Genomic DNA, 24,929 nt, shown 5'->3' with positions numbered 1-24,929 from the left:
CATGCACAAGACGCTGGATGTCATCACGATCGGCGAGGCCATGGCGATGTTCGTCGCGACCGAAACGGGCGAGCTGAGCGCGGTAGAGCACTTTATCAAACGCGTAGCGGGCGCAGAGCTGAACGTCGCGACCGGACTGGCGCGTCTCGGTCTGAACGTCGGCTGGGTCAGCCGCGTGGGGGACGACAGCTTTGGCCATTTCGTGCTCGACTCGCTGAAAAAAGAGAATATTGATGCCGCAGGCGTCACCCTCGACGGACGCTTTCCGACCGGCTTTCAGCTTAAATCTAAGGTCGAAAATGGAACCGATCCCATCGTGGAGTATTTCCGTAAAGGTTCGGCGGCAAGCCATCTCTCGACGGAAGATTACCACGCCGGCTATTTTGCCGCCGCGCGCCATCTGCACCTGAGCGGCGTGGCGGCAGCGCTCTCTGACAGTTCGTATGAACTGCTGGACCATGCGGCAACGACCATGAAGTCGCAGGGCAAAACGATCTCTTTCGATCCGAATTTGCGCCCGGTGCTGTGGAAAAGCGAAGCGGAAATGGTTGAGAAGCTGAACCGCCTGGCGTTCCAGGCGGACTGGGTTCTGCCGGGCCTGAAAGAGGGGATGATCCTGACGGGTGAAAATACGCCGGAAGGCATTGCTGATTTCTACCTGAACAAAGGGGTAAAAGCGGTAGTGCTGAAGACCGGTGCCGATGGCGCATGGTTCAAAACGGCCAACGGCGAACAGGGCGCGGTCGCGGCGGTGAAGGTTGAGAACGTGGTCGACACCGTCGGCGCGGGCGATGGCTTTGCGGTGGGCGTCATTAGCGCGCTGCTGGAAGGCAAACCGCTGCAGCAGGCCGTCGCGCGGGGCAACAGGATTGGCTCACTGGCCATTCAGGTGCAGGGCGACAGCGAAGGATTGCCAACGCGTGTACAGCTCAACGAATAGATCCCCTCACCCCAGCCCTCTCCCCAAAGGGGAGAGGGAGCAAATCATCCCCTCGCCCCTTTGGGGAGAGGGTTAGGGTGAGGGGTTAACAACCTCAACAACAGAGGCAAGCCTATGAACAGTTCGACCAATGCAGTAAAACGCTGGTGGTACATCATGCCAATCGTGTTTATCACGTACAGCCTGGCGTACCTCGATCGTGCCAACTTCAGCTTCGCGTCCGCGGCGGGGATCACCGAAGACCTTGGGATCACCAAAGGTATTTCATCCCTGCTGGGCGCCCTTTTCTTCCTGGGCTACTTCTTCTTCCAGATCCCCGGTGCGATTTACGCGGAACGCCGCAGCGTGCGTAAGCTGATCTTCATCTGCCTGATCCTGTGGGGTGCCTGCGCGTCACTGACCGGCGTGGTGAACAATATTCCTGCCCTGGCCGCCATTCGCTTTATCCTCGGCGTCGTTGAGGCGGCGGTCATGCCGGCGATGCTGATTTACATCAGCAACTGGTTTACTAAGTCTGAGCGTTCACGCGCGAATACCTTCCTGATCCTCGGTAACCCGGTCACCGTACTGTGGATGTCGGTAGTCTCCGGCTACCTGATCCAGTCCTTCGGCTGGCGCGAGATGTTTATCATCGAAGGCGTACCCGCGATTATCTGGGCATTCTGCTGGTGGGTGCTGGTAAAAGATAAGCCTGCTCAGGCGAAGTGGCTTTCCGAAGATGAAAAAGCCGCACTGCAGGCGCAGCTGGATAAAGAGCAGCAGGGGCTGAAGGCGGTACGTAACTACGGTGAAGCGTTCCGCTCCCGCAACGTTATCCTGCTCTGCGCGCAGTACTTTGCCTGGAGTATCGGCGTGTACGGGTTTGTGCTGTGGCTGCCGTCGATTATCCGCAGCGGCGGCGAAAACCTCGGCATGGTGGAAGTGGGCTGGCTCTCTTCCGTACCGTATCTGGCCGCGACCATCGCCATGATTATCGTCTCCTGGGCGTCGGACAAGCTGCAAAACCGCAAGCTGTTCGTCTGGCCGCTGCTGTTGATTGCTGCTTTCGCCTTCATCGGCTCGTGGGCCGTGGGCGCAAATCACTTCTGGGCCTCTTATACCCTGCTGGTGATTGCCGGTGCCGCCATGTACGCCCCGTACGGTCCGTTCTTTGCCATCATCCCGGAAATGCTGCCGCGTAACGTCGCGGGTGGCGCGATGGCATTGATTAACAGTATGGGCGCGCTGGGGTCGTTCTGCGGCTCCTGGTTTGTCGGCTACCTGAACGGTGCCACCGGCAGCCCGTCCGCGTCGTACATCTTTATGGGGGTGGCGCTTTTCGCCTCCGTGTGGCTTACTCTGATTGTTAAGCCTGCTAATAATCAACAGCACATCGTCGGCGCACGCCACGCCTGAATCCTTAAAAATCAACGGAGATTAGCATGAAGCCGTCCGTCATTTTGTACAAAGCTCTGCCGGAAGATCTGCAGAAACGCCTGGAAGAACACTTCACCGTTACGCAGGTGAAGAACCTGAGCCCGGAGACCGTGGCGCAGCACGCCGATGCGTTCGCCAGCGCCGAAGGCCTGCTGGGTTCAAGCGAAAAAGTGGATATCGCCCTGCTGGAGAAAATGCCGAAGCTTCGTGCTACCTCTACCGTTTCCGTGGGTTATGACAATTTCGACGTGGATGCCCTGAACGCCCGTAAAATCCTGCTGATGCACACGCCGCATGCCCTGACGGAAACCGTGGCGGACACGCTGATGGCGCTGGTGCTCAGCACGGCCCGCCGCGTGGTGGAAGTGGCCGAGCGCGTGAAAGCCGGCGAATGGACGAAAAGCATTGGGCCGGACTGGTTCGGCGTGGATGTGCATGGCAAAACGCTGGGCATCGTGGGTATGGGGCGTATCGGGCTGGCGCTGGCGCAGCGCGCGCATTTCGGCTTCAACATGCCGATTCTGTATAACGCGCGCCGTCATCACAGTGAAGCAGAAGAACGCTTCAACGCGCGTTACTGCGAGCTGGACACGCTGCTGCAGGAAGCCGACTTTGTCTGCCTGATCCTGCCGCTGACGGAAGAAACGCGCCATCTGATTGGCAAATCCGCGTTTGAAAAAATGAAGAAGTCCGCCATCTTCATCAACGCGGGTCGCGGCCCGGTGGTGGATGAGCAGGCGCTGATTGAGGCGCTGCAAAACGGCGAGATCCACGCCGCCGGTCTGGACGTGTTCGAACAGGAGCCGCTGCCGGTGGATTCCCCGCTGCTGAGCATGCCAAACGTCGTCGCCCTGCCCCACATCGGCTCTGCTACCCACGAAACGCGCTACAATATGGCGGCGACGGCGGTAGATAACCTGATAGCCGCGCTTGCCGGAAAAGTGGATAAAAACTGCGTGAACCCGCAGATCCAACGGTAGAAACGAAAAAACCCGCCAGAAGGCGGGTTTTTGAATTTTGTGCTACTGGGTTGGAAGCTTACAGGCTTACAACGTTACCAGCTGCTGGGCCTTTAGCGCCGCTTTCGATGGTGAAGGAAACTTTCTGACCTTCGTCCAGAGATTTGTAGCCATCGTTCTGGATAGCAGAGAAGTGTACGAACACGTCTTTTGAGCCATCGTCAGGAGTGATGAAGCCGAAACCTTTATCAGCGTTGAACCATTTAACCAGACCAGTCATTTTAGCAGACATAGAAATTACCTTATTAACAAATATATTGTGCCTTCCGGCTTGATGGATTGCGTTACAGATTTTTAAGCGATGAAGGAAGGGTCACTACGAAGGGTATCTATGGATAACAATCTGGACTGCTTTACTAAACTGCTTTAGGTCTGTGTAACAAACCGACGGGGATAGTTATACCGATGTGGTAGAAGAATAACAAGCGTTATTTTCTGCAGGCATAAAAAAAACCCCGCCTGAGGCGGGGTTTTTCGGTTTATTCTGTGGCAGCAACAGCTGCGCCCCACGCCTGGCTAAAGGCCTGGTGCTGGGCGGCCAGCGGCCCAATCAGCGTATTGTACTGACTTGCCTGCTGCGAGGTAGGGAACTGAATACCGTTGGCTACAAAGCTCACCTGCGTCCCCTGCTGGGAGATGAAATCCCCGACCTGAACCAGCTGCTGAGTGAAGACTTGCGCGGCCGGAATCAGCGGTTGTATCGCTTCAGACGGTTTCGTCACCACTTTCTCATACACTTTATCGAAGACCGGTTTGAGATCTTCGCCCTGCTTCAGCGCAGAACGTGACGCGTCAGCCTGCATTTTCGCATTCTGCAGCTGCTGGCTCAGCACGCCGAGCGCGCCGTTGGACTGGCGCAGAGGCTCGCGCTGAGTCATATAATCCTGGGGAACACGGATGGCGTTCACGCTATCCACTACCGGGCGGATACCGGAGTCCATCGCCTGGCTCACCTGCTGTGAATACCCATAAAGAATGGCGTAATCGGACACAAAGGGGCCAAACTGTTTTTTCTGATCCGCAGTCAGCGTCGGCAACCGCTCGCCGCTGCGCATCACTGTATTCTGCAGAAAATCGATAAACGCTTTGCGCTGATCGCCTTCTTTATCAAAACACCCACTCAGGCTAACAACCATCAACAACGCCGCAATAGGCGCAAACCAGCGAGAGCAGGACTTTCCTGTCGCCATTTTATTACTCCTTTCACCCAAAAAAGCGCACACCGGCACACGCGTGCCCGACGCTGACAAGGATAGTCCAGGTCAGCCTTGCAAGATACTCTTTTCATGTAAAACGACTATTGCCGATTTATTTCTTACTATTTACAAAAAAATACCTGGCGAAGCCGACATATGGTTAATCAGGGAATTAGCATAACTATCCATATAGCTGAATCGGATAAAGCGATCGTTACCGCACGATTAGTCACAGCCGTGACGATCCTGGGTTTGTATTAGGGACTATTCTTAATTGGCTCTCTGATGTTCTTGATCACGATGTGAGATTTAAGAGGAGTTCTCAATGGAATATAAAGATCCTGAGTTTGAGCTGCTGAGCAGTCTGGAACAGATCGTTTTTAAAGATGTACCGCAGGCCATTACCCTGCAACAAAAATCCAATCCCTTTACAGAATATGAGCAATTGCGCAAAGGGACAGGACTGAAAACTGAAGAATTCGCCAGAGCGATGGGTGTCAGCGTGGCTATGGTGCTGGAGTGGGAGTCAAAACGAGAGAAACCCACCCCAACCGAGCTAAAGCTGATGCGCCTGATTCAGGCCAACCCTGCACTCAGCAAACAGATAGCGTAGTGAAGTTTGAACGCCCCCGCCTCTGCGGGGGCTTGTGTTTAAAGGCTCTCGAAACGCCAGCCCGTCTCCTCCCACACCATCTCGTGCGTCAACGTTAACCCTTTTAAAAACGCATCATCGTGTGACACCACCAGCAGCGCACCGGGGAAACCGGCCAGCGCCGCTTCAATCGCCTGCACCGAGGCCAGATCCAGATGGTTGGTCGGTTCATCCAGCAACAGGAGCTGCGTGGCCTCAGCGCGCCATAGCACGCAGGCCAGCGCAGCCTTCAGACGCTCACCGCCGCTCAGTTCCGCCAGCGGGAGCGAGACTTTGTCGGCCCCCAGCTGAAGCTGGGCTAAACGGGTGCGTAACATCCCCTCTTCCAGGGGCGTATTGCCCAGGTTGAGGTGCGTCATGACCGACTGCGAGAGATCGAGCCGGGAAAGATGCTGATCGAGATAAGCGCAGCTGACCGACACCTTACAGGTTCCAGAGCGTGGACGAATATCGCCGAGGATTGTTTTCAACAGCGTCGATTTTCCGCAGCCGTTCGGCCCTTTTAGCGCCACGCGCATTGGCCCGTCCATCCGCCAGCTGAGCGGAGGAACAGGCACATGCGGCAGCACCAGATCTTCCAGCACCAGCACCTGTTTGCCTTCCGGGATCTGACTCCCCGGCAGGGTAAACATCACCGGGTTATCTTCTTCAACCCGCTCACGCGCCTTGTTTACCGCGGCGTTCAGGGCTTCATTTTGCTCGCTGTGCTGTTTTTTCCACGAGCCGATCCGCTCCTTCGCCGCGCTTTTATATTTGACGCGTTCAAACGACGCGATATTGAGGGTATCGACGGTGCGCAACGTTTTTGCCGAACGCTGCTGGCTGTCGTCATGCTCTTTTTGCATGCGTGCGCGGGTGCGTTTGCGCTCCGTGGCCGCATGCTCCAGCGCCGCGCGGGCCGCCTGCTGTTCAGCATCGCGCTGGGTTTGATAATCCGCATAATTCCCGCCGTAGCTGCGCAGGCCGCCGCTGCTCAGCTCAAGAATACGCGGCACCTGCGCCAGCAACTCACGGTCATGAGAGGCCACCAGCACGCCGCCCTGGTAACGACTAAGCTGGTCGTAGAACCACGCCCGCCCTTGCCGATCGAGATGGTTAGTAGGTTCGTCCAGCAGCAGGAAATCCGCTTCAGCCGTAAATGCACCGCACAGCAACGCGCGAATGCGCTCGCCGCCGCTGAGCTCACCGGCTGGCTTATCTGGATCAAACGGCGGAAGCTTCGCCCGGGCAAACGCCTCGCCCAGACGTTCGGCTAAATCCCAGAATCCATCAAGCGTTTCCAAATCGTCAGGCTGGTAATCGCCGCTGTCGATGCGCGCTCGCACCGCGAAGATGGCCTCGTACCCGAGCAGCTCAGCCAGCGTCGTGTGCGGCAAAATGTCCTGCTGCTGAGCCACGTATACATGTGTTCCGGTACGTTCGATATGCCCGCTTGCAGGCTCATCAAGCCCCGCCAGCAGACGCAGCAAACGCGTTTTCCCGCTGCCGTTGCGGCCAACCAGCGCGCACAGAGACGGCTCCAGCGAAAAACTCAGCGGACCAAAAAGGGTATCTCCCGTCGCAAACTGACAGGTGACCTGATGCAAAATAAAAGAAGGGGACTGCGCAAAATGAGCCATAAGCACTCCTGAATGAAATCAAAACATCCCCTGCCCACGCGGTGGCGTTTAGCAAGGATCGAAATTCATCAGTCGTGTTTGTTCATTTTTGGGGGGCGCTCCGAAGCGAGAAATTTAACGGGGATAAGGATAGCGGTAATGGGTTGACCATTTCAAGGTTAAATTTTGGGCGACTTATACTCCCTCTCCCGGAGGGTGTACAGTCCGGGGACATGGTAGACAGCTGTTCGGGGACATGGTGAACACTTTTTAACATCCTTTACCCATGGTGATCGACTTTTTCTTCAGGTCGATCACCCCCACTTTCGTGCTGTACCACCACACTTCATAGCAGCCGTCCTCCTGCGTCTCCTTCAGCCCGACCTGTTCTCCCCTGAACGCCTTGCCTGCGCCCAGACTGACACCCTCTATGCTCAGCTTTCCGCTGACATCCACTTTCCTGACCTTCACCCCTTCATCATATTCCGGCGGCGTCACGCTCCCGCTGTACTGCCGGGCAGACGGCTGATACCGCGAGGCCGGTACCGCCATATCCAGCGCCTCGTGCGGGCGTTCAAGGTTGTAGACCGTCCGCCAGTGGTCGAAGGCGCGCTGCAGCTCACCTCTGTCCGCGAACCACTTTCCCTGCAGCACTTCCGACTTCAGGCTGCGGTGAAAACGCTCCAGCTTGCCCTGCGTCTGCGGATGATAAGGCCGGGAATGGCCCACCCGGATACCGTGACGCATGAGCCACAGTTCCAGCGCCGTCCAGGTGCCGGTGGTGTCTCCCCACGGTGAGCCGTTGTCCATCGTCATCCTGTCCGGCAGGCCGTAGCGTTCAAACACGCTGACCAGCTGCTGCTGCACGGTCTCACGCCGTTCATCGGTGCAGGGCGCCAGGCACAGGGAAAAACGGGAGTGGTCGTCCAGCAGGGTGAGCGGATGGCAGCGGCCACCGCCAAAGGGAAAGTGGCCCTTAAAATCCATCTGCCAGAGGCGATTCGGCGCGTTGTGTTCGAAGCGGCCCGTGGCCGGAATGCCCGGTGAAACGCCCGGCAGAAGGCCGTGGCGGGCCATGAGGTTATGGACGGTGCTGAAGGCGGGCATGGTGTGCCCCTGGTCTTCAAGCCAGCGCTTAATCTTGCGGGCTCCCCAGCGTTCATGACGGTCATGCGCCATGCGCAGCAGGGCTGTGATGTCGTCTGACGAGCGGTTCGGGGAATGATGAGGTGCGCGGGAGCGGTCCTGAAGGCCGGATACGCCTTCCTGAGCCCAGCGCTGAAGCCACTTATAGCCGGTGGCAGGAGAAATGCCGTACTGACGGCAGAGGAAACGGATGTTCGCCCCGTCCTGCGAGGCGAGCAGCACAAACTCGGTACGTAATGACATGGTATCTCTCGCACCCCAGGGCATAAGCGGCTCCATAAACGGGTTCTTATGCCTCAGTTGTAAGTGTCTACCATGTCCCCGAACAAGTGTTCACTATGTCCCCGGACCGTACAGAGGGAGAGGGCTGGGGTGAGGGGGAACATACAACTGTGGTGGTCTTTCCGTTCACTTTATGTTCCTTGCTACTCTGTGATTCCTGTACCGGTGAACGTGCCAGGGTGGCTCAATCGCCACCACCCTGGCTACCCGGGCTCCCGGCGGTAAATCGCCGCTGCGCGGTACCTTCGGCTTATTCCTTACGGCTTATCGGGGACGGGCGGAGGTAACATCCCTGTAAAGCCCGCCCTCTCGGCGCATCCATGCGCCTCGCCCCGGCCTGCAGGAAACGCCTCAGCGATTTACAGCCGGACCATGGTGTCGCTGTAAGACCTCTGCCCGCAGTATGCTTTTCATTGCGGTAATTTTGCGAGCCTCTTTCCAGAAATGGTAATATCCTCAGTGGCATAGCTCAAATCTGTTGCCGCCAGTTTTGATGAGCAGTAAGTTCTCTTCGCACCTGCAAAATCAGGTGCCGGGATTGGAACCCTGAATCACTTCACTGGCGACACAGGCTCTGTGTCGTACGGCCTGTTACATCTCAATGGCGGGCCGGACAGGGGCGCTGCAAAGCGCGCTGGTGTCAGTGAGGCCAGTCGTTCCAACCTTGTTCGGTTCCGCCACCAGCGAGCCTGGAACCTCCCGTGGCGGAAGATATACCACTCACTGAGGTTATTTTATGTCAATGACTGACTCTTTAATCACTCTGCCGTTCAACCACGCCACCAACTTCACCGAACTGGCGAATAACTGCGAACGTTTTACCGATGCACTGGTAGATTGCGAACAACGCGCCCACAAAATGGCGCTTTACGGCAGACTTTATGCCTGTCTGAATCTTCTGCAACCCACGCTTCTGGACCCTGTTCCGGACGCTTTAAAAGCCAGCCTGACCGTGAAGGAACTCCCGTCACGCGTTCCGGCTTTCGAACCCGAATGCGATCAGCTGGGGCGCTACTGTCAGGAGATTACGCAGATGCTGATGAACGGCTCACTGCCGCGACAATCTGAAATCGTGATGGAAGATTTGCTGTGCGAACTGGTCAGCTACTTTGCCGACACGCTGAAGGCACCGCGCTGGCTGCAGACAGACGAAGGCACAATCACGATCGGCTAAACCTGCCGGATGACGCTGCGCTTATCCGGCCTACAAAAGCCCCATAAAAAAACCCGCCGAAGCGGGTTTTTAGCATTTGTAACAGCGGGCACATTACTGCAGCAGCGAAATATCCGCCACGCGCAGGAACAGCTCGCGCAGTTTTTCGAGCATGGAGAGACGGTTAATACGCAGTTCTTTATCTTCTACGTTCACCATCACTTTCTCGAAGAAGGCGTCGATAACGTCACGCAGCTCAGCCAGCTCAACCAGCGCTTCCTGGTAGCGGCCTTCCGCGAAGAACGGCTCGAGCTTGTCGCGCAGCACCACAACCTGCATCGCCAGAGCAATCTCTTCCGGCTCTTTCAGGGACGCGGCATTTACGCGCTCGTTCAGCGTCTCGTCGGATTTCGCCAGAATGTTGGATACTCGCTTGTTGGCCGCGGCCAGGGCAGATGCCGCTTCCAGGGTACGGAAGTGAGACACCGCCTTCATACGCGCATCGAAATCAGCCGGACGGGTTGGGCGACGCGCCAGCACCGCCTGAATGGTGTCAACGGTATAACCTTCGTCCTGATACCATGCGCGGAAGCGACCGAGCATAAAGTCGATCACGTCATCCACAACGTTCGCGTTGGTCAGCTTGTCGCCGTACAGACGCACCGCTTCTTCGGTCAGCGTTTGCAGATCGAGGTTCAGGTTTTTCTCTACGATGATACGCAGCACGCCCAGCGCGGCACGACGCAGCGCAAACGGGTCTTTATCGCCTTTTGGATGTTGGCCGATGCCGAAGATACCCGCCAGGGTGTCCATTTTATCGGCAATCGCTACGGCGCAGGCAACCGGGTTGGACGGCAGATCGTCACCCGCAAAGCGCGGCTGATACTGCTCGTTCAGGGCCACCGCCACGTCTTCCGCTTCACCATCGTGACGCGCGTAGTGCATGCCCATCACGCCCTGGGTGTCGGTGAATTCGAACACCATGTTGGTCATCAGGTCGCATTTGGAGAGCAGGCCCGCGCGAGTCGCGTGGTTAACGTCGGCACCGATTTCACGGGCGATCCAGCCGGACAGCTCCGCGATACGGTCGGTCTTGTCGCGCAGCGTACCCAGCTGCTGCTGGAACAGCACGGTCTGCAGGCGCGGCAGGTTATCTTCCAGACGCTTTTTACGGTCGGTATTGAAGAAGAATTCGGCATCCGCCAGACGCGGGCGCACCACTTTTTCGTTACCGGAGATAATCTGGCTCGGATCTTTCGATTCGATATTCGCCACGAAGATGAAGTTTGGCAGCAGCTTGCCGTCGTTGGCGTAGACCGGGAAGTACTTCTGGTCACCCTTCATGGTGTACACCAGCGCTTCAGCCGGAACGGCCAGGAATTTCTCTTCGAACTTCGCGGTCAGCACAACCGGCCATTCAACCAGAGAGGTAACTTCTTCCAGCAGGCTGTCGCTCAGGTCGGCATTACCGCCAATCTTGCGGGCCGCCTCTTCCGCGTCCGCCTTAATTTTGGCTTTACGCTGTTCGTAGTCGGCAATGACCTTACCGCGTTCCAGCAGGATCTGCGGATACTGGTCGGCATTGTCGATGGTGAACTCCGGCTCGCCCATAAAGCGGTGGCCGCGGATCACGCGATCGGACGCCACGCCCAGAATGGTGGCCGGAATAACGGTATCGCCCAGCAGCAGGGTCACGGTATGCACCGGACGCACGAAGTGAACGTCAGACGCGCCCCAGCGCATCAGCTTAGGAATCGGCAGCTTGGCCAGCGAGGTGGCGATCATATTCGGCAGCAGCGCTTCAGCGCTTTCACCTTTCACGTGCGCACGATACAGCAGCCATTCGCCTTTATCGGTGGTCAGACGCTCGGCCTGATCAACGGTGATACCGCAGCCGCGCGCCCAGCCTTCTGCCGCTTTGCTCGGTTTGCCTTCCGCGTCGAACGCCTGGGCAATCGCCGGGCCACGTTTTTCAACTTCACGATCCGGCTGAGACGCCGCCAGATTTGCCACTTTCAACGCCAGACGACGCGGTGCAGCAAACCACTCAATTTTACCGTGCGCCAGGCCAGCGTTATCCAGCTCGGCGGTCACGTTCGCAGCAAAAGATTCAGCCAGGCTGCGCAGGGCTTTTGGTGGCAGCTCTTCGGTGCCGATTTCCACCAGGAAAGTTTTCTCAGACATGGCCGCCTCTTATTTGTTTCGGTTGCACATCGGGAAGCCAAGGGCTTCACGGGACGCGTAGTAAGCTTCTGCAACGGCTTTGGTCAGGGTACGAATACGCAGAATGTAGCGCTGACGTTCAGTCACGGAGATCGCTTTGCGGGCGTCCAGCAGGTTGAAGCTGTGGGCGGCCTTCAGAATACGCTCGTAGGCAGGCAGCGGCAGCGGAGTCTCCAGCGCCAGCAGCTGCTGCGCTTCTTTCTCGTACTGCTCGAAGCAGGTGAACAGGAAGTCCACGTCCGCGTATTCGAAGTTATAGGTGGATTGCTCCACTTCGTTCTGATGGAACACGTCGCCGTAGGTGGTTTTACCCAGCGGGCCGTCGCTCCAGACCAGGTCGTAAACGCTGTCTACGCCCTGAATGTACATCGCCAGACGTTCCAGACCGTAGGTGATTTCACCGGTGATTGGCTTACATTCCAAACCGCCAACCTGCTGGAAGTAAGTGAACTGGGTCACTTCCATGCCGTTCAGCCACACTTCCCAACCCAGACCCCAGGCACCCAGCGTTGGGTTTTCCCAGTTGTCTTCCACGAAACGGATATCGTGGATGGTTGGATCCATACCCAGCTCTTTCAGCGACCCGAGGTACAGTTCCTGAATGTTGTCGGGTGATGGCTTAATCACCACCTGGAACTGATAGTAATGCTGCAGACGGTTCGGGTTTTCACCGTAACGACCATCGGTCGGACGACGGGAAGGCTGCACATACGCGGTCGCCATTGGCTCTGGCCCCAACGCGCGCAGGCTGGTCATCGGGTGTGAAGTGCCGGCGCCGACTTCCATGTCCAAAGGTTGAACAATGGTACAGCCCTGACGAGCCCAGTAATCCTGTAAGGTCAGGATCAGGCCCTGGAAGGTCTTGGTATCAAACTTTTGCATAGTATTTCGTGCTGGATACGTGTGGTTTTAAATGGAAGGGACCAGTATACCCGCTGGCTGCAAGATATACAGTACGAAACGGGGTTGTTTAGGGAAAATTGGGAAATAAGCCTTCCGGCCAGAACGCTGGCGGCGTCTGGCTGTTGATTATGCGAGCAGGCTAGCGCATGGAGAGATGTAAAAACTGACCGTCCGCATCAAACGAGCAGACAAAGCCCTCTTTACGCGCAGTATACCCTCTAAGCTCATAGCTGCCCTGAAAGCGCTCGAATCCGATGACGTTAATTTTCTGAGCGTTCGAGTTATAGCGTCGAGCGGCCTGGTCTTTGCAGAGCGCTTCCATATTCAGTGAACGCTCCGGGCTTATTTTGCCCTGCTGCGCTTTTTGCACGGGTACTTCCTGTGGCGCACTGCATCCTGCCAGCATCAACAGCAGAAAGAGTGATACCACACGCTTCATCATCATTTTTATTACCGTCCTGGTCAGCGGCTGTTATTTTTAGTATCAACACTTTTATAGATTAAGGTCTGCCATTCTGCGAATCTCGCGGTCTCCCGGCAAGCCTGCACATAAAACTCAGAATTTTCCAAACGAAGACTTTTGGACAACGGGAGTCACACTCACTTTACAGGGAATACGAGGAACTGATGCCGTCAAAAATTAACTGGATTGATAACCTGCGAGGAATAGCGTGTCTGATGGTGGTCATGATCCACACGACGACCTGGTATGTCACGAATGCCCACAGCATCAGCCCCGTTAACTGGGATATTGCCAATATCCTCAACTCCGCGTCGCGCGTCAGCGTGCCGCTGTTTTTTATGATTTCCGGCTTTCTCTTTTTTGGCGAGCGTAGCGCGCAGCCGAGGCACTTCATCCGCATCGCGGCCTGCCTGGGGTTCTACAGCGCCGTTGCCCTGCTCTATATCACCCTGTTTACCTCCATTAACGCCGGGTTATCCCTCAAATATTTGCTGCAAAAACCGGTGTTCTACCACCTGTGGTTCTTCTTCGCCATCATCGTTATCTATCTTGTCTCTCCGCTCATTCAGGTGAAAAACGTCAGCGGGAAAATGCTCCTGGCCCTGATGGTGGTGATTGGCATCGTCGCCAACCCGAATACGGTCTCGCAGAAAATCGACGGTTTCGAATGGTTGCCGGTGAACCTCTATATCAACGGCGATACCTTCTACTACGTGCTTTACGGCATGCTGGGGCGCGCTATCGGGATGATGGACACGCAAAAACGCGGCCTGAACTGGCTCTGCGGGGCGCTGTTTATCGCCGGCGTGGCGGTGATTTCACGCGGGACGCTGCATGAGCTTCAGTGGCGCGGCAATTTTGCCGATACCTGGTATCTGTATTGCGGGCCGATGGTCTTTATCTGTGCCGTATCGCTGCTTACGCTCGTCAAAAATACCCTGAACGCGCGTCCCCTGCCCGTGCTGAATATTATCTCTCGGCACTCTCTCGGGATTTACGGTTTTCACGCGCTGGTGATCCACGCGCTGCGCACGAGGGGCGTTGAGCTGAAAAGCTGGCCGGTGCTGGATATCGTCTGGATTTTTGCCGCCACGCTGGCTGTCAGCCTGCTTCTGTCGATGCTGCTGCAAAAAATAGACGTTCGCCGCTTCGTCAGCTAGCGCTTCGCTGCCGGGCGCGGTGGTACTGGCGCGGGGAGGAAAACCCTGCCGCCAGTGAGGCCTGCTCCACGCCGCGTCCCTGCATCAGCCACTGCTCCGCCACCGCCAGACGCAGCTGCTCCAGATAATCGCGAACGCTAATCCCTAAATGTGACTGGAAAAGCCGGGTAAGGTGGCGCGGGCTGACGTGCGCCAGCGCGGCGATATCAGGCAAGCTCCACGTTTTTTGCGGCTCGGCGATGAGGGCATCCTGCGCCCGATGAATCGCCGGGTGAAGATGGTTGCGGTAGCGTAGCCACGGAGAAAGCTGGGGATCGTCACCGGAGCGGCGGAACCAGACCACCATCTCACGCGCCACGGCCAGCGCCTTTTCGGGGCCGCACAGGCGGTTGATCGTGTGCAGCGCCAGATCGATGCCCGATGTAATCCCTGCGCTGGTCCAGATATTTTCATCCTGCACAAATATCCGGTTCTCTTTAATCGTCGCCGTAGGGGCCGCGGTGCGTAAACGGCTGATAACGTCATGGTGGGTTGTGCACTGTCGGTTATTCAGCAGGCCCGATTTTGCCGCCAGCAGCGCCCCTGAACAGACGCACATCACGGTGATTTCCTGGCGCTGTATTTGCGGCTGCAGCCGCATCAGCCAGTGCTGGATCTGCTGCGCCTGTGGCGTTGAGAACTGAAAGCGGGAGTCGCTCACACCCGGCAATACCAGCAGGCTGCCTGAAGGCAGGCTTTCCGGCAGCGGCTGAATGCCGCTCATCGACAGGCCAATCGACGTCTGAACATCAGGCTGCGGGCCTATGTAATGCAGGCGAAACGCATCGCCTGCCAGAACAAAGGTTTCTGCCGGGCCGGTCATATCTAATGACAGCACTCCGGGCAACATCACAAACCAGACGTCGATGCGCATTACAGTGACTCCAGCGTCTCCGCTACCGTTTTAATCTCGGCAAAACGCCCGGCCAGCACCGTCTCGGTACGATGGCGAATCTCCGCTGCGCTAAGGGTAATGCCCTTGTACGTCATGGGAAACGTCAGCGTTGCCTCGCTCACAAAGGTCACAGCATACCCCAGATCGGATGCCACCCGGGCCGTAGTTTCACAGCATTGTTCTGTGCGAATGCCGCAGATAATCAGCTGGTTGATATCACGCTCGCGCAGCCAGCGGTCAAGCCCGGTATCCGTGAAGGCATTATGGACGTGTTTCTGGAATACCACATCCGGCTGATGACGCAAAAAGGCCATCGGTTTGACATAGCCGCTTTGCAGGGTGAAGGGGCCGTCTTCATCAACGTGAAAAATATCAACGACCGGAATATTGCGCGCCTGGCAGCCTTCGATCAGCCCCAGCATCGCCTGCTGAAAGGCGGGAATATCGTCCTCCTGCCAGTAGCTGCGGTGGTGAAAAGACTGCTGAGTATCAATGTTGATTAATGCGATGCGGGACATGATGGAACTCCTCGTCAGTGGGTATGACCTTATCCTGACGAGGAAACGAAGGCACGCACAGACCAAAAAAGGACATCCTCGTGCCTCTCCCGGACAAGCGTGTTTATGACATCAGCGGCAGCAGCTGCTGATAAATTTTGCGGAACACGTCGCGCCTTTCCGCGTACCGCGCATGGCGCGCCGCGTCAGGCAAATGCGCCTGCTCAAGCGTAAGCTGCGGCAACAGCTGCGAAAGCGGTTTTTCCGGGTTCATGGCGATCTGCGCCAGACGCGCGGCACCGAGCGCGGGCCCGACATCCCCGCCGGTGCGGAAATCCAGCTGCAACCCGCTAATATCCGCCAGCATCTGTCGCCAGTAAGGGCTTCGCGCGCCGCCGCCAATCAGGGTGACGCTTGTCGGCTTCAGGCCGCAGTCGTGCACCACGTCCATCCCGTCGGCCAGTGCATATCCCACGCCTTCCAGAACCGCACGCGCCAGCTCTGCCGGGCCGTGCTGATGGGTTAGGCCAAAGAACACCCCTTTCGCTTCCGGGTTGTTGTGCGGCGTACGCTCGCCGGAAAGATACGGTAAAAACCAGACCGTCCCCGCCGCGTCATCCGCCTGCTGCGCCGCGGCAATGAGCGCCGGAACGTCGGCCATGCCGGTGAGCTTTGCTGCCCAATCCAGGCAGGACGCCGCACTGAGCATCACCGACATCAAATGCCATTTACCGGGAAGGGCGTGGCAGAAGCTGTGCACGGCGCTTTCGGGGTTGCTGCGGTACCCGTCGCTGACGGCAAAATAGACGCCGGAGGTGCCCAGCGACAGCATCGCCTGCCCCGCCTCAACCATCCCGACCCCCACGGCGCCCGCCGCGTTATCGCCACCCCCGGCGACTACCGGTACGGCAGGCATGTTCCAGCGCTCGGCAACGTCTGGCAGCAGCGTGCCTGTCACCTCGCTACCTTCGAATAGCGCGGGCATATGTTCGCGGGTCAGATGGCAGGCATCCAGCATCACCTCGCTCCAGTCGCGTTTCGCCACGTCGAGCCACATGGTGCCCGCGGAATCGGACATGTCGCTGGCGAAATCGCCCGTCATGCGAAAACGCAGATAATCTTTTGGCAGCAGAACTTTCGCCACCTGAAGGAAAATCTCCGGCTCGTGGCGCTGAACCCACAAGAGTTTTGGTGCGGTGAATCCCGGCATCATCAGGTTGCCGGCGATCTCGCGGGACGCGGGTACGCGTTCCTCAAGAAGCGCACACTCTTCCGCACAGCGGCCATCGTTCCAGAGGATCGCGGGACGCAGCACGCGATCCTCGCTATCCAGCAAGGTTGCACCGTGCATTTGCCCGGCCATCCCCAGGGCTTTCACGTCACGCAGAGAATGCTGTTCACCTAACGCCTTAATTGCCCGATCTGTCGCCTGCCACCACTGCTCCGGGTCCTGCTCCGACCACAGCGGATGCGGGCGTGAAACCTGCAGCTTTTCAGTCTGCGTTGCTAATACGTCGCCCTGCTCGCTTAACAGGATGGCTTTTACACCCGATGTGCCAAGATCGATCCCGATATACATTGCGGTGACTCCTTTGACAGAAATGCCCGGCGGTGCTTCTGCTTACCGGGCCTGCATGCTGTTATTTATCGAACAGGTAGTGATTAACCAGATTTTCCAGCAGCTCCTGATGGCCGCTCTGGTGCTGCGGTGCCAGCTGATGTTGTTCAGCGTACTTCGCGATTTCCGCAAGCGATAACTGACCTTTCAAAATTTGCTGGCCCAGCTCACTGTTCCAGCCGCTGTAGCGCTTCGCCACGCGCTTATCCAGCTCGCCGTCTTCAATCATACGCGCCGCCACTTTCAGCGCCAGCGCCATGGTGTCCATCGCGCCAATGTGGCCGTAGAACAGATCGTATTTGTCGGTGCTCTGGCGACGCACCTTGGCGTCAAAGTTCAGGCCGCCGGTGGTGAAGCCGCCCGCTTTGACGATCTCGTACATCACCAGCGCATTCTCTTCCACGCTGTTCGGGAACTGATCGGTATCCCAGCCCAGCTGTGGATCGCCACGGTTAGCATCGACAGAGCCAAAGATACCCAGCGCAATCGCAGACGCGATTTCGTGATGGAATGAGTGGCCCGCCAGCGTGGCGTGGTTGGCCTCAATGTTCACTTTAATCTCTTTTTCCAGACCGAACTGCTTCAGGAAGCCATACACCGTCGCCACGTCGTAGTCATACTGGTGCTTCGTCGGTTCCTGCGGCTTCGGCTCGATCAGCAGCGTGCCGCGGAAGCCGATTTTGTGCTTATGGTCGACAACCATCTGCATAAAGCGGCCAATCTGCTCGCGCTCCTGGCGCAGGTCGGTGTTGAGCAGGGTTTCATAGCCTTCACGGCCGCCCCACAGGACATAGTTTTCGCCGCCCAGCTGATGCGTGGCGTTCATTGCCGTCACCACCTGCGTGGCCGCCCAGCTAAACACTTCCGGATCCGGGTTGGTGGCCGCACCCGCGCCGTAGCGTGGGTTGGTGAAGCAGTTTGCCGTGCCCCAAAGCAGCTTCACGCCGCTTTGCTGCTGTTTTGCCGCCAGCACGTCCACCATCTGCGCAAAATTGTTCAGGTACTCTTTCAGCGACGCCCCTTCCGGCGACACGTCCACGTCATGGAAGCAGTAGTACGGCACGTTCAGCTTGTGGAAGAACTCAAACGCCACGTCGGCTTTGCGTTTCGCCAGCTCGATGGCCTCACCCGGCTGCTGCCACGGACGGTCAAAGGAACCCACGCCGAACATATCGGCGCCGTTCCAGCAGAAGGTATGCCAGTAACAGGCGGCAAAGCGCAGATGATCTTCCATGCGCTTACCCAGCACCAGCTCATCCGGATTGTAGTGACGAAATGCTAAAGGATTGGTCGTTTTTGGGCCTTCGTAACGAACGCGATCGAGTTGGTCGAAATAAGCTTGCATATTGAGCTCCATAATCAGGGTATGCGGCGAGTCGTTGATACAGGAGTAATAGTGAATAGACATTTTGGGTTGCTCAATTACGTTATTTCACACTGCTATTGAGAGAATGCACAACTGTGCGCTGGCTCGCAAAATAATGCGCAGACAAACTATTTTTCGGCGCGTATTCCAGAATCAAATGTAATTAAGGCGTTACGAATTTTAAAATCCGATCGCGGTCATAAATTCAGAAATAAACCAAATATCGTAATGAGAAGATAAAAATCTGTAATTGCCAGCCCGCCTTTCCGCGTTAAAAATTTGCTGCGACCCAGCAGTGAATGTTTCTTTTATCTCAGCAACACATACCCCTACAAAAAGGCCTAATAATTATGAAGATAAAGAACCTGACCCTAACGCTCTGCACTACGCTCCTCCTTGCAAGCTTTGCAGGGCATGCCAAGGAGGTCAAAATTGGCATGGCGATTGACGACCTGCGTCTGGAGCGCTGGCAAAAAGATCGCGATATTTTCGTGAAAAAAGCGGAATCACTCGGTGCGAATGTGTTTGTTCAGTCGGCTAACGGCAATGAAGAAACGCAAATGTCGCAGATCGAGAATATGATCAACCGGGGAGTCGATGTTCTGGTCATTATCCCTTATAACGGCCAGGTATTAAGTAACGTGGTGAAAGAAGCGAAGCAGGAAGGCATAAAAGTTCTCGCTTATGACCGCATGATTAATAATGCCGATATTGATTATTATATTTCTTTCGACAATGAAAAAGTGGGCGAATTACAGGCGCAAAGCCTGATCGATAAAGTGCCTCAGGGCAATTATTTCCTGATGGGCGGTTCGCCGGTGGATAACAACGCCAAACTGTTCCGCGAAGGGCAAATGAAGGTTCTTAAGCCGTACATCGACAACGGCAAAATTAAGGTGGTTGGCGATCAGTGGGCCGACGGATGGTTGCCAGAAAACGCCCTGAAGATTATGGAAAACGCGCTGACGGCCAATAACAACAAAATTGACGCTGTCGTGGCCTCCAACGATGCCACAGCCGGCGGGGCTATCCAGGCCCTGAGCGCCCAGGGGCTGGCCGGTAAAGTCGCGATTTCTGGTCAGGATGCCGACCTTGCGGGCGTAAAACGCATTATCGCAGGAACCCAGACCATGACGGTCTACAAACCGATTACCGAGCTTGCCAATACGGCGGCGGAAATTGCCGTTGAGCTGGGCAACGGTAAGCAACCTAAAGCAGACGCGACGCTTAATAACGGCCTGAAAGACGTTCCGGCTCGCCTGCTCACGCCAATTGAAGTCAATAAAGAGAACATTGACGCCACCGTGATTAAAGACGGTTTCCACAAGAAGAGCGAACTTTAATCCGGCGCTGCCCCTGCCCTGCGGGGGCGCATCACGTTGTACTGTTCTTCCCTCGGGTTATGTGGAGCAGTTATGCCTTATTTACTTGAAATGAAAAGCATCACCAAGCGCTTCGGCGCGGTGAAAGCCGTCGACAACGTCAGTCTCCGGTTGAACCCCGGCGAAGTGGTTTCGCTGTGTGGCGAGAACGGTTCGGGCAAATCAACGTTGATGAAAGTGCTGTGCGGGATCTACCCGCACGGCAGTTATGAAGGCGAAATCGTCTTTGCCGGTGAAGTCATCCAGGCGACACACATTCGCGACACCGAACGCAAAGGCATCGCCATCATTCACCAGGAGCTGGCGCTGGTGAAACATCTCACCGTGCTGGAGAACATCTTCCTCGGAGCCGAGATTTCCCGCCACGGCGTGCTGGATTACGACACCATGACGCTCCGCTGTGAAAAGCTGCTGGCGCAGGTGAGCCTCAACATTTCGCCGGATACCCGCGTGGGCGATCTGGGTCTGGGGCAACAGCAGCTGGTCGAAATTGCGAAGGCGCTGAATAAACAGGTCAGGCTGCTGATCCTCGATGAGCCAACGGCGTCACTCACCGAACAGGAAACTGCGGTTCTGCTCAATATCATCCGCGATCTGCAAAACCACGGTATAGCCTGCATCTACATTTCGCACAAGCTGAACGAGGTAAAAGCCATTTCGGACACCATCTGCGTGATCCGCGACGGGCAACACATCGGCACGCGTGAAGCCGCGGGCATGAGTGAAGATGACATCATCACCATGATGGTGGGCCGCGAGCTAACTGCGCTCTACCCGAATGAGCCCCACACTCAGGGCGATGAAGTGCTGCGCGTGGAAAACCTGACCGCGTGGCACCCCGTTAACCGCCACATTAAGCGGGTCAATAACGTTTCGTTTTCCCTTCACAGCGGCGAAATTCTTGGTATTGCTGGGCTCGTCGGTGCCGGGCGCACCGAAGCCGTGCAGTGCCTGTTTGGCGTGTGGCCGGGGCGCTGGGAGGGCACGATTTATATCGACGGCCAGCAGGTGAAAATCGACAACTGCCAGCAGGCGATTGCCCGCGGCATTGCCATGGTGCCGGAAGACCGCAAAAAAGACGGCATTGTGCCGGTCATGGCGGTGGGTAAAAACATCACCCTTGCGGCACTCGATCGGTTCTCCGGCGCGCTGAGCAGCCTGGATGATGCCGCCGAGCAGCAGTGCATCCTTCAGTCACTTGCCCGGCTGAAGGTCAAAACCTCCTCGCCGGAACTGGCGATCGGCCGCCTGAGCGGCGGTAACCAGCAGAAGGCGATTCTGGCGCGCTGCCTGCTCCTCAATCCACGCATTTTGATCCTTGATGAGCCAACGCGTGGGATCGATATCGGTGCCAAATACGAAATCTACAAACTGATTAATCAGCTTGTACAGCAAGGGATTGCCGTCATTGTCATCTCGTCTGAGTTACCCGAAGTGCTCGGCCTGAGCGACCGCGTGCTGGTCATGCACGAGGGGAAACTGAAAGCCAACCTGATTAACCAGAACCTGACGCAGGAGCAGGTGATGGAAGCCGCTTTAAGGAGCGAACGTCATGTCGAAAAGCAATCCGTCTGATATCAAAGTCGCTGTTCCGACGCCCGGCGCGTTCGCGGGGCTAAAAGCGCTGAACCTGCAGGTTTTCGTGATGATCGCGGCGATTATCGTCATCATGCTGTTCTTCACGTGGATGACGGATGGCTCTTACCTGAGCGCGCGTAACGTCTCTAACCTGCTCCGCCAGACCGCTATCACCGGCATCCTGGCCGTGGGGATGGTGTTCGTGATTATCTCTGCGGAAATCGACCTGTCGGTCGGGTCGATGATGGGTCTTCTCGGCGGCGTGGCGGCCATTTTTGACGTCTGGCTCGGCTGGCCGCTGCCGCTGACCGTGGCTGTCACGCTGGTTCTGGGGCTGGTTTTGGGCGCCTGGAACGGCTGGTGGGTTGCCTACCGTAAAGTGCCATCGTTTATCGTCACCCTGGCGGGAATGCTGGCCTTCCGTGGGATCTTGATCGGTATTACCAACGGTACGACCGTCTCCCCCACCAGCGCGGCGATGTCGCAAATTGGCCAGAGTTACCTCTCCGACAGCATAGGCTTTACGATCGGCGTGGTGGGACTGCTGGCCTTTGTCGCGTGGCAGTGGCGTGGACGTATGCGCCGTCAGGCGATGGGTCTTGCGTCGCCAGCGTCAACGTCCGTGGTAGGACGTCAGGCGCTGACGGCGGTCATTGTGCTGGGCGCCATCTGGCTTCTTAACGACTATCGCGGCGTTCCAACGCCGGTGCTGCTGCTGGCGCTGTTGCTGCTCGGCGGCATGTTTATGGCGACGCGCACCGCGTTTGGCCGCCGTATTTATGCCATCGGCGGCAACCTTGAAGCTGCTCGCCTTTCGGGTATTAACGTCGAACGAACCAAGCTGGCGGTTTTCGCCATTAACGGCCTGATGGTCGCTATCGCCGGGCTGATCCTCAGTTCGCGTCTCGGGGCCGGTTCTCCCTCCGCCGGTAACATCGCCGAGCTGGATGCTATCGCCGCCTGCGTCATCGGTGGTACCAGCCTCGCAGGCGGTATCGGGAGCGTGGCGGGCGCGGTTATGGGGGCATTTATCATGGCGTCGTTGGATAACGGGATGAGTATGATGGACGTCCCGACGTTTTGGCAGTATATCGTCAAGGGGGCCATTCTTTTACTGGCAGTCTGGATGGACTCTGCCACCAAGCGACGAGCCTGATAACCGCATTGTGACTTAATTGGGAAGCGAGCCATGTTTGAAAAGCGTCACCGCATTACGTTGTTATTCAATGCCAACAAAGCCTACGACCGTCAGGTGGTGGAAGGTGTTGGTGAATATTTGCAGGCGTCGCAATCCGAGTGGGATATTTTTATCGAGGAAGACTTCCGCACCCGCCTGGAGAACATCAAAGACTGGCTGGGCGATGGCGTCATCGCCGACTATGACGATCCCGTCATCGAGCAGCTGCTGACCGACGTCGACGTCCCGATAGTGGGCGTCGGCGGCTCCTACCATTCACCCGAACACTATCCCCCGGTTCACTATATCGCTACCGATAACCATGCCCTGGTCGAGGCCGCCTTTCTCCATTTAAAGGAGAAAGGCGTCCATCGCTTCGCGTTCTATGGTTTACCCACCACCAGCGGCAAGCGCTGGGCCGTTGAGCGTGAACATGCGTTTTGCCAGCTGGTCGCGCAGGAGAAGTACCGCGGCGTGGTCTATCAGGGGCTGGAAACCGCACCGGAAAACTGGCAGCACGCGCAAAACCGTCTGGCGGACTGGCTGCAAACGCTGCCGCCGCAAACCGGGATTATTGCCGTCACGGACGCCCGCGCCCGACACGTGCTGCAGGTCTGCGAACATTTGCATATCCCGGTGCCTGAAAAACTGTGCGTGATTGGCATTGATAACGAAGAGCTTACCCGCTATCTGTCCCGCGTGGCACTCTCCTCCGTAGCACAGGGCACGCGTCAGATGGGCTATCAGGCGGCGAAGCTGCTGCACCGTCTGCTGGATAAAGAGTCTCTGCCGCTTCAGCGCCTGCTGGTGCCGCCTGTCCGCGTCGTGGAACGTCGCTCAACCGATTATCGCTCCCTAAGCGATCCGGCCGTCATTCAGGCCATGCACTATATTCGCAACCATGCCTGCAAAGGGATTAAGGTCGATCAGGTTCTGGACTCGGTGGGCATTTCCCGCTCGAATCTGGAGAAGCGGTTTAAAGAAGAGGTGGGCGAAACCATCCATGCCGTCATCCATGCGGAGAAGCTGGAGAAGGCCCGCAGCCTGCTTGTCTCCACGTCACTGTCGATCAACGAAATCTCGCAGATGTGCGGCTACCCGTCGCTGCAGTATTTCTATTCGGTGTTTCGCAAAGAGTATGACACCACGCCAAAGGAGTACCGGGATCGCCACAGCGAGGTGCTGATATAGAAAAGAAAACGCCTTCCGGTGGAAGGCGTTTTTTGAGATTACATATGGGCGGCAATTAAGCGCTGGTTATCCTGGTACATAGCGAACAGATAGTTGTTATAGCTACTTCCCTTCGTCGAATAACCTTTCAGCTTGTGAATCATTGCGCTGGCCGTTACTTCCTGATCCGCTTTACGCAACTGAGCGCGTGATTTACGGAACGATGAGTAGGCCGGGTGCGTATTAAGATTCACCGCGTAAGCATTCACGGAATCTTTTACTGATTCAAACTGAGAATAGCCCTTCACTTTGCCAGGCGCATTATTACAACGCCCTTTCGCACACTTCATGCCGAACAGGTTGTTGTTATTACGCGCCAGCTTAGACGTTCCCCAGCCGCTTTCGGCTGCTGCCATGGTCGCAACCATGCTGCCTGGGATAATGTCCACACGCTCAAGGAGAGCATTCCACGGTACGCGACGCGTATTGCCGTTCCAGCTCAGCTTGTAGCGCTTCGTGATGTCTTTCAAACGCGCGCGCTCAGACGGCGACCAGCGGCTATCGTACTGTTTTGAAATCAGCCAGTTACGATCCGCCGTAATCGCGGCATTTTGACTTGTTATGTAAGGCATTACCGTCCGGAGAAACGCTTTTTTTCTTGGTGTTCCGGAAGGGTATTTTCGCAAATCAGGAAGTGAACTACTCTTTGCACTATTGCGAGAATACTCTTGTTTACTGCTAACCTTACTACTTGTCGTCTTTATTACGTGGGCTTTCTTACTCGTTGTATCCGTGTGCGTCTTCGCAAGCACCCCACCCGAAAATGTCGTGGTGAGTAACATGAGTATCGCGGCCCCATATCGTCGAATGGGAGTCGATATCATTAGGTCTCCTGGTCGGATGTAATCATCCCAACACCTTATTTTTTTCACAAATTTGAGAGCGGAATCTCAAATCATATCAAAAATAGACTTCAAGAGCACGTATAGAAATAGTCCAAATCCGAAACTATGTCACCTGAAACTTGCTCATAAAAACATCATTGCTGAAAAAATG

At 56.5% G+C, this 24,929-nt stretch carries 22 protein-coding genes; 10 read left to right on the top strand and 12 right to left on the bottom strand.

What is annotated here, in order from left to right; translation table 11 throughout:
* The first annotated feature begins 1 nt into the window (after position 1).
* The 3 genes from OSH03_RS15610 to ghrB all read left to right on the top strand — a co-directional run bounded on the left by OSH03_RS15610 (position 2) and on the right by ghrB (position 3,336).
* Positions 2–940, top strand: coding sequence for a sugar kinase (locus OSH03_RS15610; RefSeq protein WP_266179522.1), 939 nt, complete (start codon positions 2–4; stop codon positions 938–940).
* Positions 941–1,054: 114 nt separating this feature from the next.
* Positions 1,055–2,335, top strand: coding sequence for an MFS transporter (locus OSH03_RS15605; protein ID WP_061096581.1), 1,281 nt, complete (start codon positions 1,055–1,057; stop codon positions 2,333–2,335).
* A 26-nt stretch (positions 2,336–2,361) separates the two neighbouring features.
* Positions 2,362–3,336 carry a glyoxylate/hydroxypyruvate reductase GhrB gene (gene ghrB, locus OSH03_RS15600; RefSeq protein WP_061096582.1) on the top strand — a complete coding sequence of 325 codons (975 nt, stop codon included), beginning with the start codon at positions 2,362–2,364 and terminating at the stop codon, positions 3,334–3,336.
* Positions 3,337–3,394: 58 nt separating this feature from the next.
* Here ghrB and cspE read toward each other — a convergent pair whose 3' ends face one another.
* Positions 3,395–3,607 (bottom strand): transcription antiterminator/RNA stability regulator CspE, encoded by a 213-nt coding sequence (gene cspE, locus OSH03_RS15595; protein WP_003860775.1) that lies wholly within the window; start codon positions 3,605–3,607, stop codon positions 3,395–3,397.
* Between the two features lie 247 nt (positions 3,608–3,854).
* Positions 3,855–4,565: a DUF3053 domain-containing protein gene (locus OSH03_RS15590; RefSeq protein WP_045260020.1), complete on the bottom strand. Its 711-nt coding sequence runs from the start codon at positions 4,563–4,565 to the stop codon at positions 3,855–3,857.
* A 331-nt stretch (positions 4,566–4,896) separates the two neighbouring features.
* Between OSH03_RS15590 and OSH03_RS15585 the strand changes: the two genes are divergently transcribed.
* Positions 4,897–5,184, top strand: a complete 288-nt coding sequence (locus OSH03_RS15585) for an HTH-type transcriptional regulator (protein ID WP_028015078.1) — start codon at positions 4,897–4,899, stop codon at positions 5,182–5,184.
* A 38-nt stretch (positions 5,185–5,222) separates the two neighbouring features.
* On the opposite strand, the gene OSH03_RS15580 is transcribed toward OSH03_RS15585, so the two are convergent.
* Entirely contained in the window at positions 5,223–6,842 is a 1,620-nt protein-coding gene (locus OSH03_RS15580) for an ABC-F family ATP-binding cassette domain-containing protein (protein ID WP_266179521.1), read from the bottom strand.
* 249 nt (positions 6,843–7,091) lie between these two features.
* Entirely contained in the window at positions 7,092–8,234 is a 1,143-nt protein-coding gene (locus OSH03_RS15575; RefSeq protein WP_420909760.1) for an IS481 family transposase, read from the bottom strand.
* Positions 8,235–8,985: 751 nt separating this feature from the next.
* Between OSH03_RS15575 and OSH03_RS15570 the strand changes: the two genes are divergently transcribed.
* Complete coding sequence (locus OSH03_RS15570; RefSeq protein ID WP_266179520.1) at positions 8,986–9,423, top strand: hypothetical protein; 438 nt, start codon at positions 8,986–8,988, stop codon at positions 9,421–9,423.
* A gap of 93 nt (positions 9,424–9,516) precedes the next feature.
* Here the strand turns inward: OSH03_RS15570 and glyS are convergent, their stop codons facing one another.
* The 3 genes from glyS to OSH03_RS15555 form a co-directional block, all read right to left on the bottom strand.
* Positions 9,517–11,586 (bottom strand): glycine--tRNA ligase subunit beta, encoded by a 2,070-nt coding sequence (gene glyS, locus OSH03_RS15565; protein WP_253540284.1) that lies wholly within the window; start codon positions 11,584–11,586, stop codon positions 9,517–9,519.
* Positions 11,587–11,595: 9 nt separating this feature from the next.
* On the bottom strand, positions 11,596–12,507 hold the full coding sequence (gene glyQ / locus OSH03_RS15560; protein ID WP_003860141.1) for a glycine--tRNA ligase subunit alpha: 912 nt from the start codon (positions 12,505–12,507) through the stop codon (positions 11,596–11,598).
* A 160-nt stretch (positions 12,508–12,667) separates the two neighbouring features.
* A complete protein-coding gene (locus OSH03_RS15555; RefSeq protein WP_151412690.1) occupies positions 12,668–12,973 on the bottom strand; it encodes a YsaB family lipoprotein in 306 nt (101 codons plus the stop codon).
* A 182-nt stretch (positions 12,974–13,155) separates the two neighbouring features.
* On the opposite strand from OSH03_RS15555, the gene OSH03_RS15550 reads away from it, so the two are divergent.
* The gene (locus OSH03_RS15550) at positions 13,156–14,151 is read left to right on the top strand and encodes an acyltransferase (RefSeq protein ID WP_266179519.1); all 996 of its coding nucleotides are present in this window, start codon (positions 13,156–13,158) and stop codon (positions 14,149–14,151) included.
* Here OSH03_RS15550 and OSH03_RS15545 read toward each other — a convergent pair.
* The 4 genes from OSH03_RS15545 to xylA form a co-directional block, all read right to left on the bottom strand.
* On the bottom strand, positions 14,144–15,064 hold the full coding sequence (locus OSH03_RS15545; protein ID WP_266179518.1) for a GlxA family transcriptional regulator: 921 nt from the start codon (positions 15,062–15,064) through the stop codon (positions 14,144–14,146). The two genes, OSH03_RS15550 and OSH03_RS15545, sit on opposite strands and share 8 nt — an antisense overlap.
* On the bottom strand, positions 15,064–15,603 hold the full coding sequence (locus OSH03_RS15540; protein ID WP_266179517.1) for an isochorismatase family protein: 540 nt from the start codon (positions 15,601–15,603) through the stop codon (positions 15,064–15,066). Before OSH03_RS15540 ends, OSH03_RS15545 begins: the two co-directional genes overlap by 1 nt.
* A 103-nt stretch (positions 15,604–15,706) precedes the next feature.
* The gene (xylB, locus tag OSH03_RS15535) at positions 15,707–17,161 is read right to left on the bottom strand and encodes a xylulokinase (RefSeq protein ID WP_266179516.1); all 1,455 of its coding nucleotides are present in this window, start codon (positions 17,159–17,161) and stop codon (positions 15,707–15,709) included.
* A gap of 61 nt (positions 17,162–17,222) precedes the next feature.
* Entirely contained in the window at positions 17,223–18,545 is a 1,323-nt protein-coding gene (gene xylA, locus OSH03_RS15530; protein WP_266179532.1) for a xylose isomerase, read from the bottom strand.
* Positions 18,546–18,916: 371 nt separating this feature from the next.
* Between xylA and xylF the strand changes: the two genes are divergently transcribed.
* The 4 genes from xylF (at position 18,917) to xylR (ending at position 23,894) form a co-directional block, all read left to right on the top strand.
* Complete coding sequence (gene xylF / locus OSH03_RS15525; protein ID WP_008502746.1) at positions 18,917–19,909, top strand: D-xylose ABC transporter substrate-binding protein; 993 nt, start codon at positions 18,917–18,919, stop codon at positions 19,907–19,909.
* Positions 19,910–19,981: 72 nt separating this feature from the next.
* Positions 19,982–21,523: a xylose ABC transporter ATP-binding protein gene (locus tag OSH03_RS15520; RefSeq protein WP_266179515.1), complete on the top strand. Its 1,542-nt coding sequence runs from the start codon at positions 19,982–19,984 to the stop codon at positions 21,521–21,523.
* Positions 21,501–22,682: a xylose ABC transporter permease XylH gene (xylH, locus tag OSH03_RS15515; RefSeq protein ID WP_080329880.1), complete on the top strand. Its 1,182-nt coding sequence runs from the start codon at positions 21,501–21,503 to the stop codon at positions 22,680–22,682. The genes OSH03_RS15520 and xylH overlap by 23 nt, the downstream gene beginning before the upstream one ends.
* Before the next feature lie 33 nt (positions 22,683–22,715).
* On the top strand, positions 22,716–23,894 hold the full coding sequence (gene xylR, locus OSH03_RS15510; RefSeq protein ID WP_061096594.1) for a D-xylose utilization transcriptional activator XylR: 1,179 nt from the start codon (positions 22,716–22,718) through the stop codon (positions 23,892–23,894).
* Between the two features lie 38 nt (positions 23,895–23,932).
* On the opposite strand, the gene OSH03_RS15505 is transcribed toward xylR, so the two are convergent.
* Positions 23,933–24,757, bottom strand: coding sequence for a protein bax (locus tag OSH03_RS15505; protein ID WP_071888220.1), 825 nt, complete (start codon positions 24,755–24,757; stop codon positions 23,933–23,935).
* Positions 24,758–24,929: the final 172 nt, after the last annotated feature.

It is taken from the genome of Enterobacter nematophilus (assembly GCF_026344075.1).
GTDB lineage: Bacteria > Pseudomonadota > Gammaproteobacteria > Enterobacterales > Enterobacteriaceae > Enterobacter > Enterobacter nematophilus.
The sequence above is the reverse complement of the archived record's forward strand: the minus strand, read 5'-3'. Positions and strand labels throughout refer to the sequence as shown.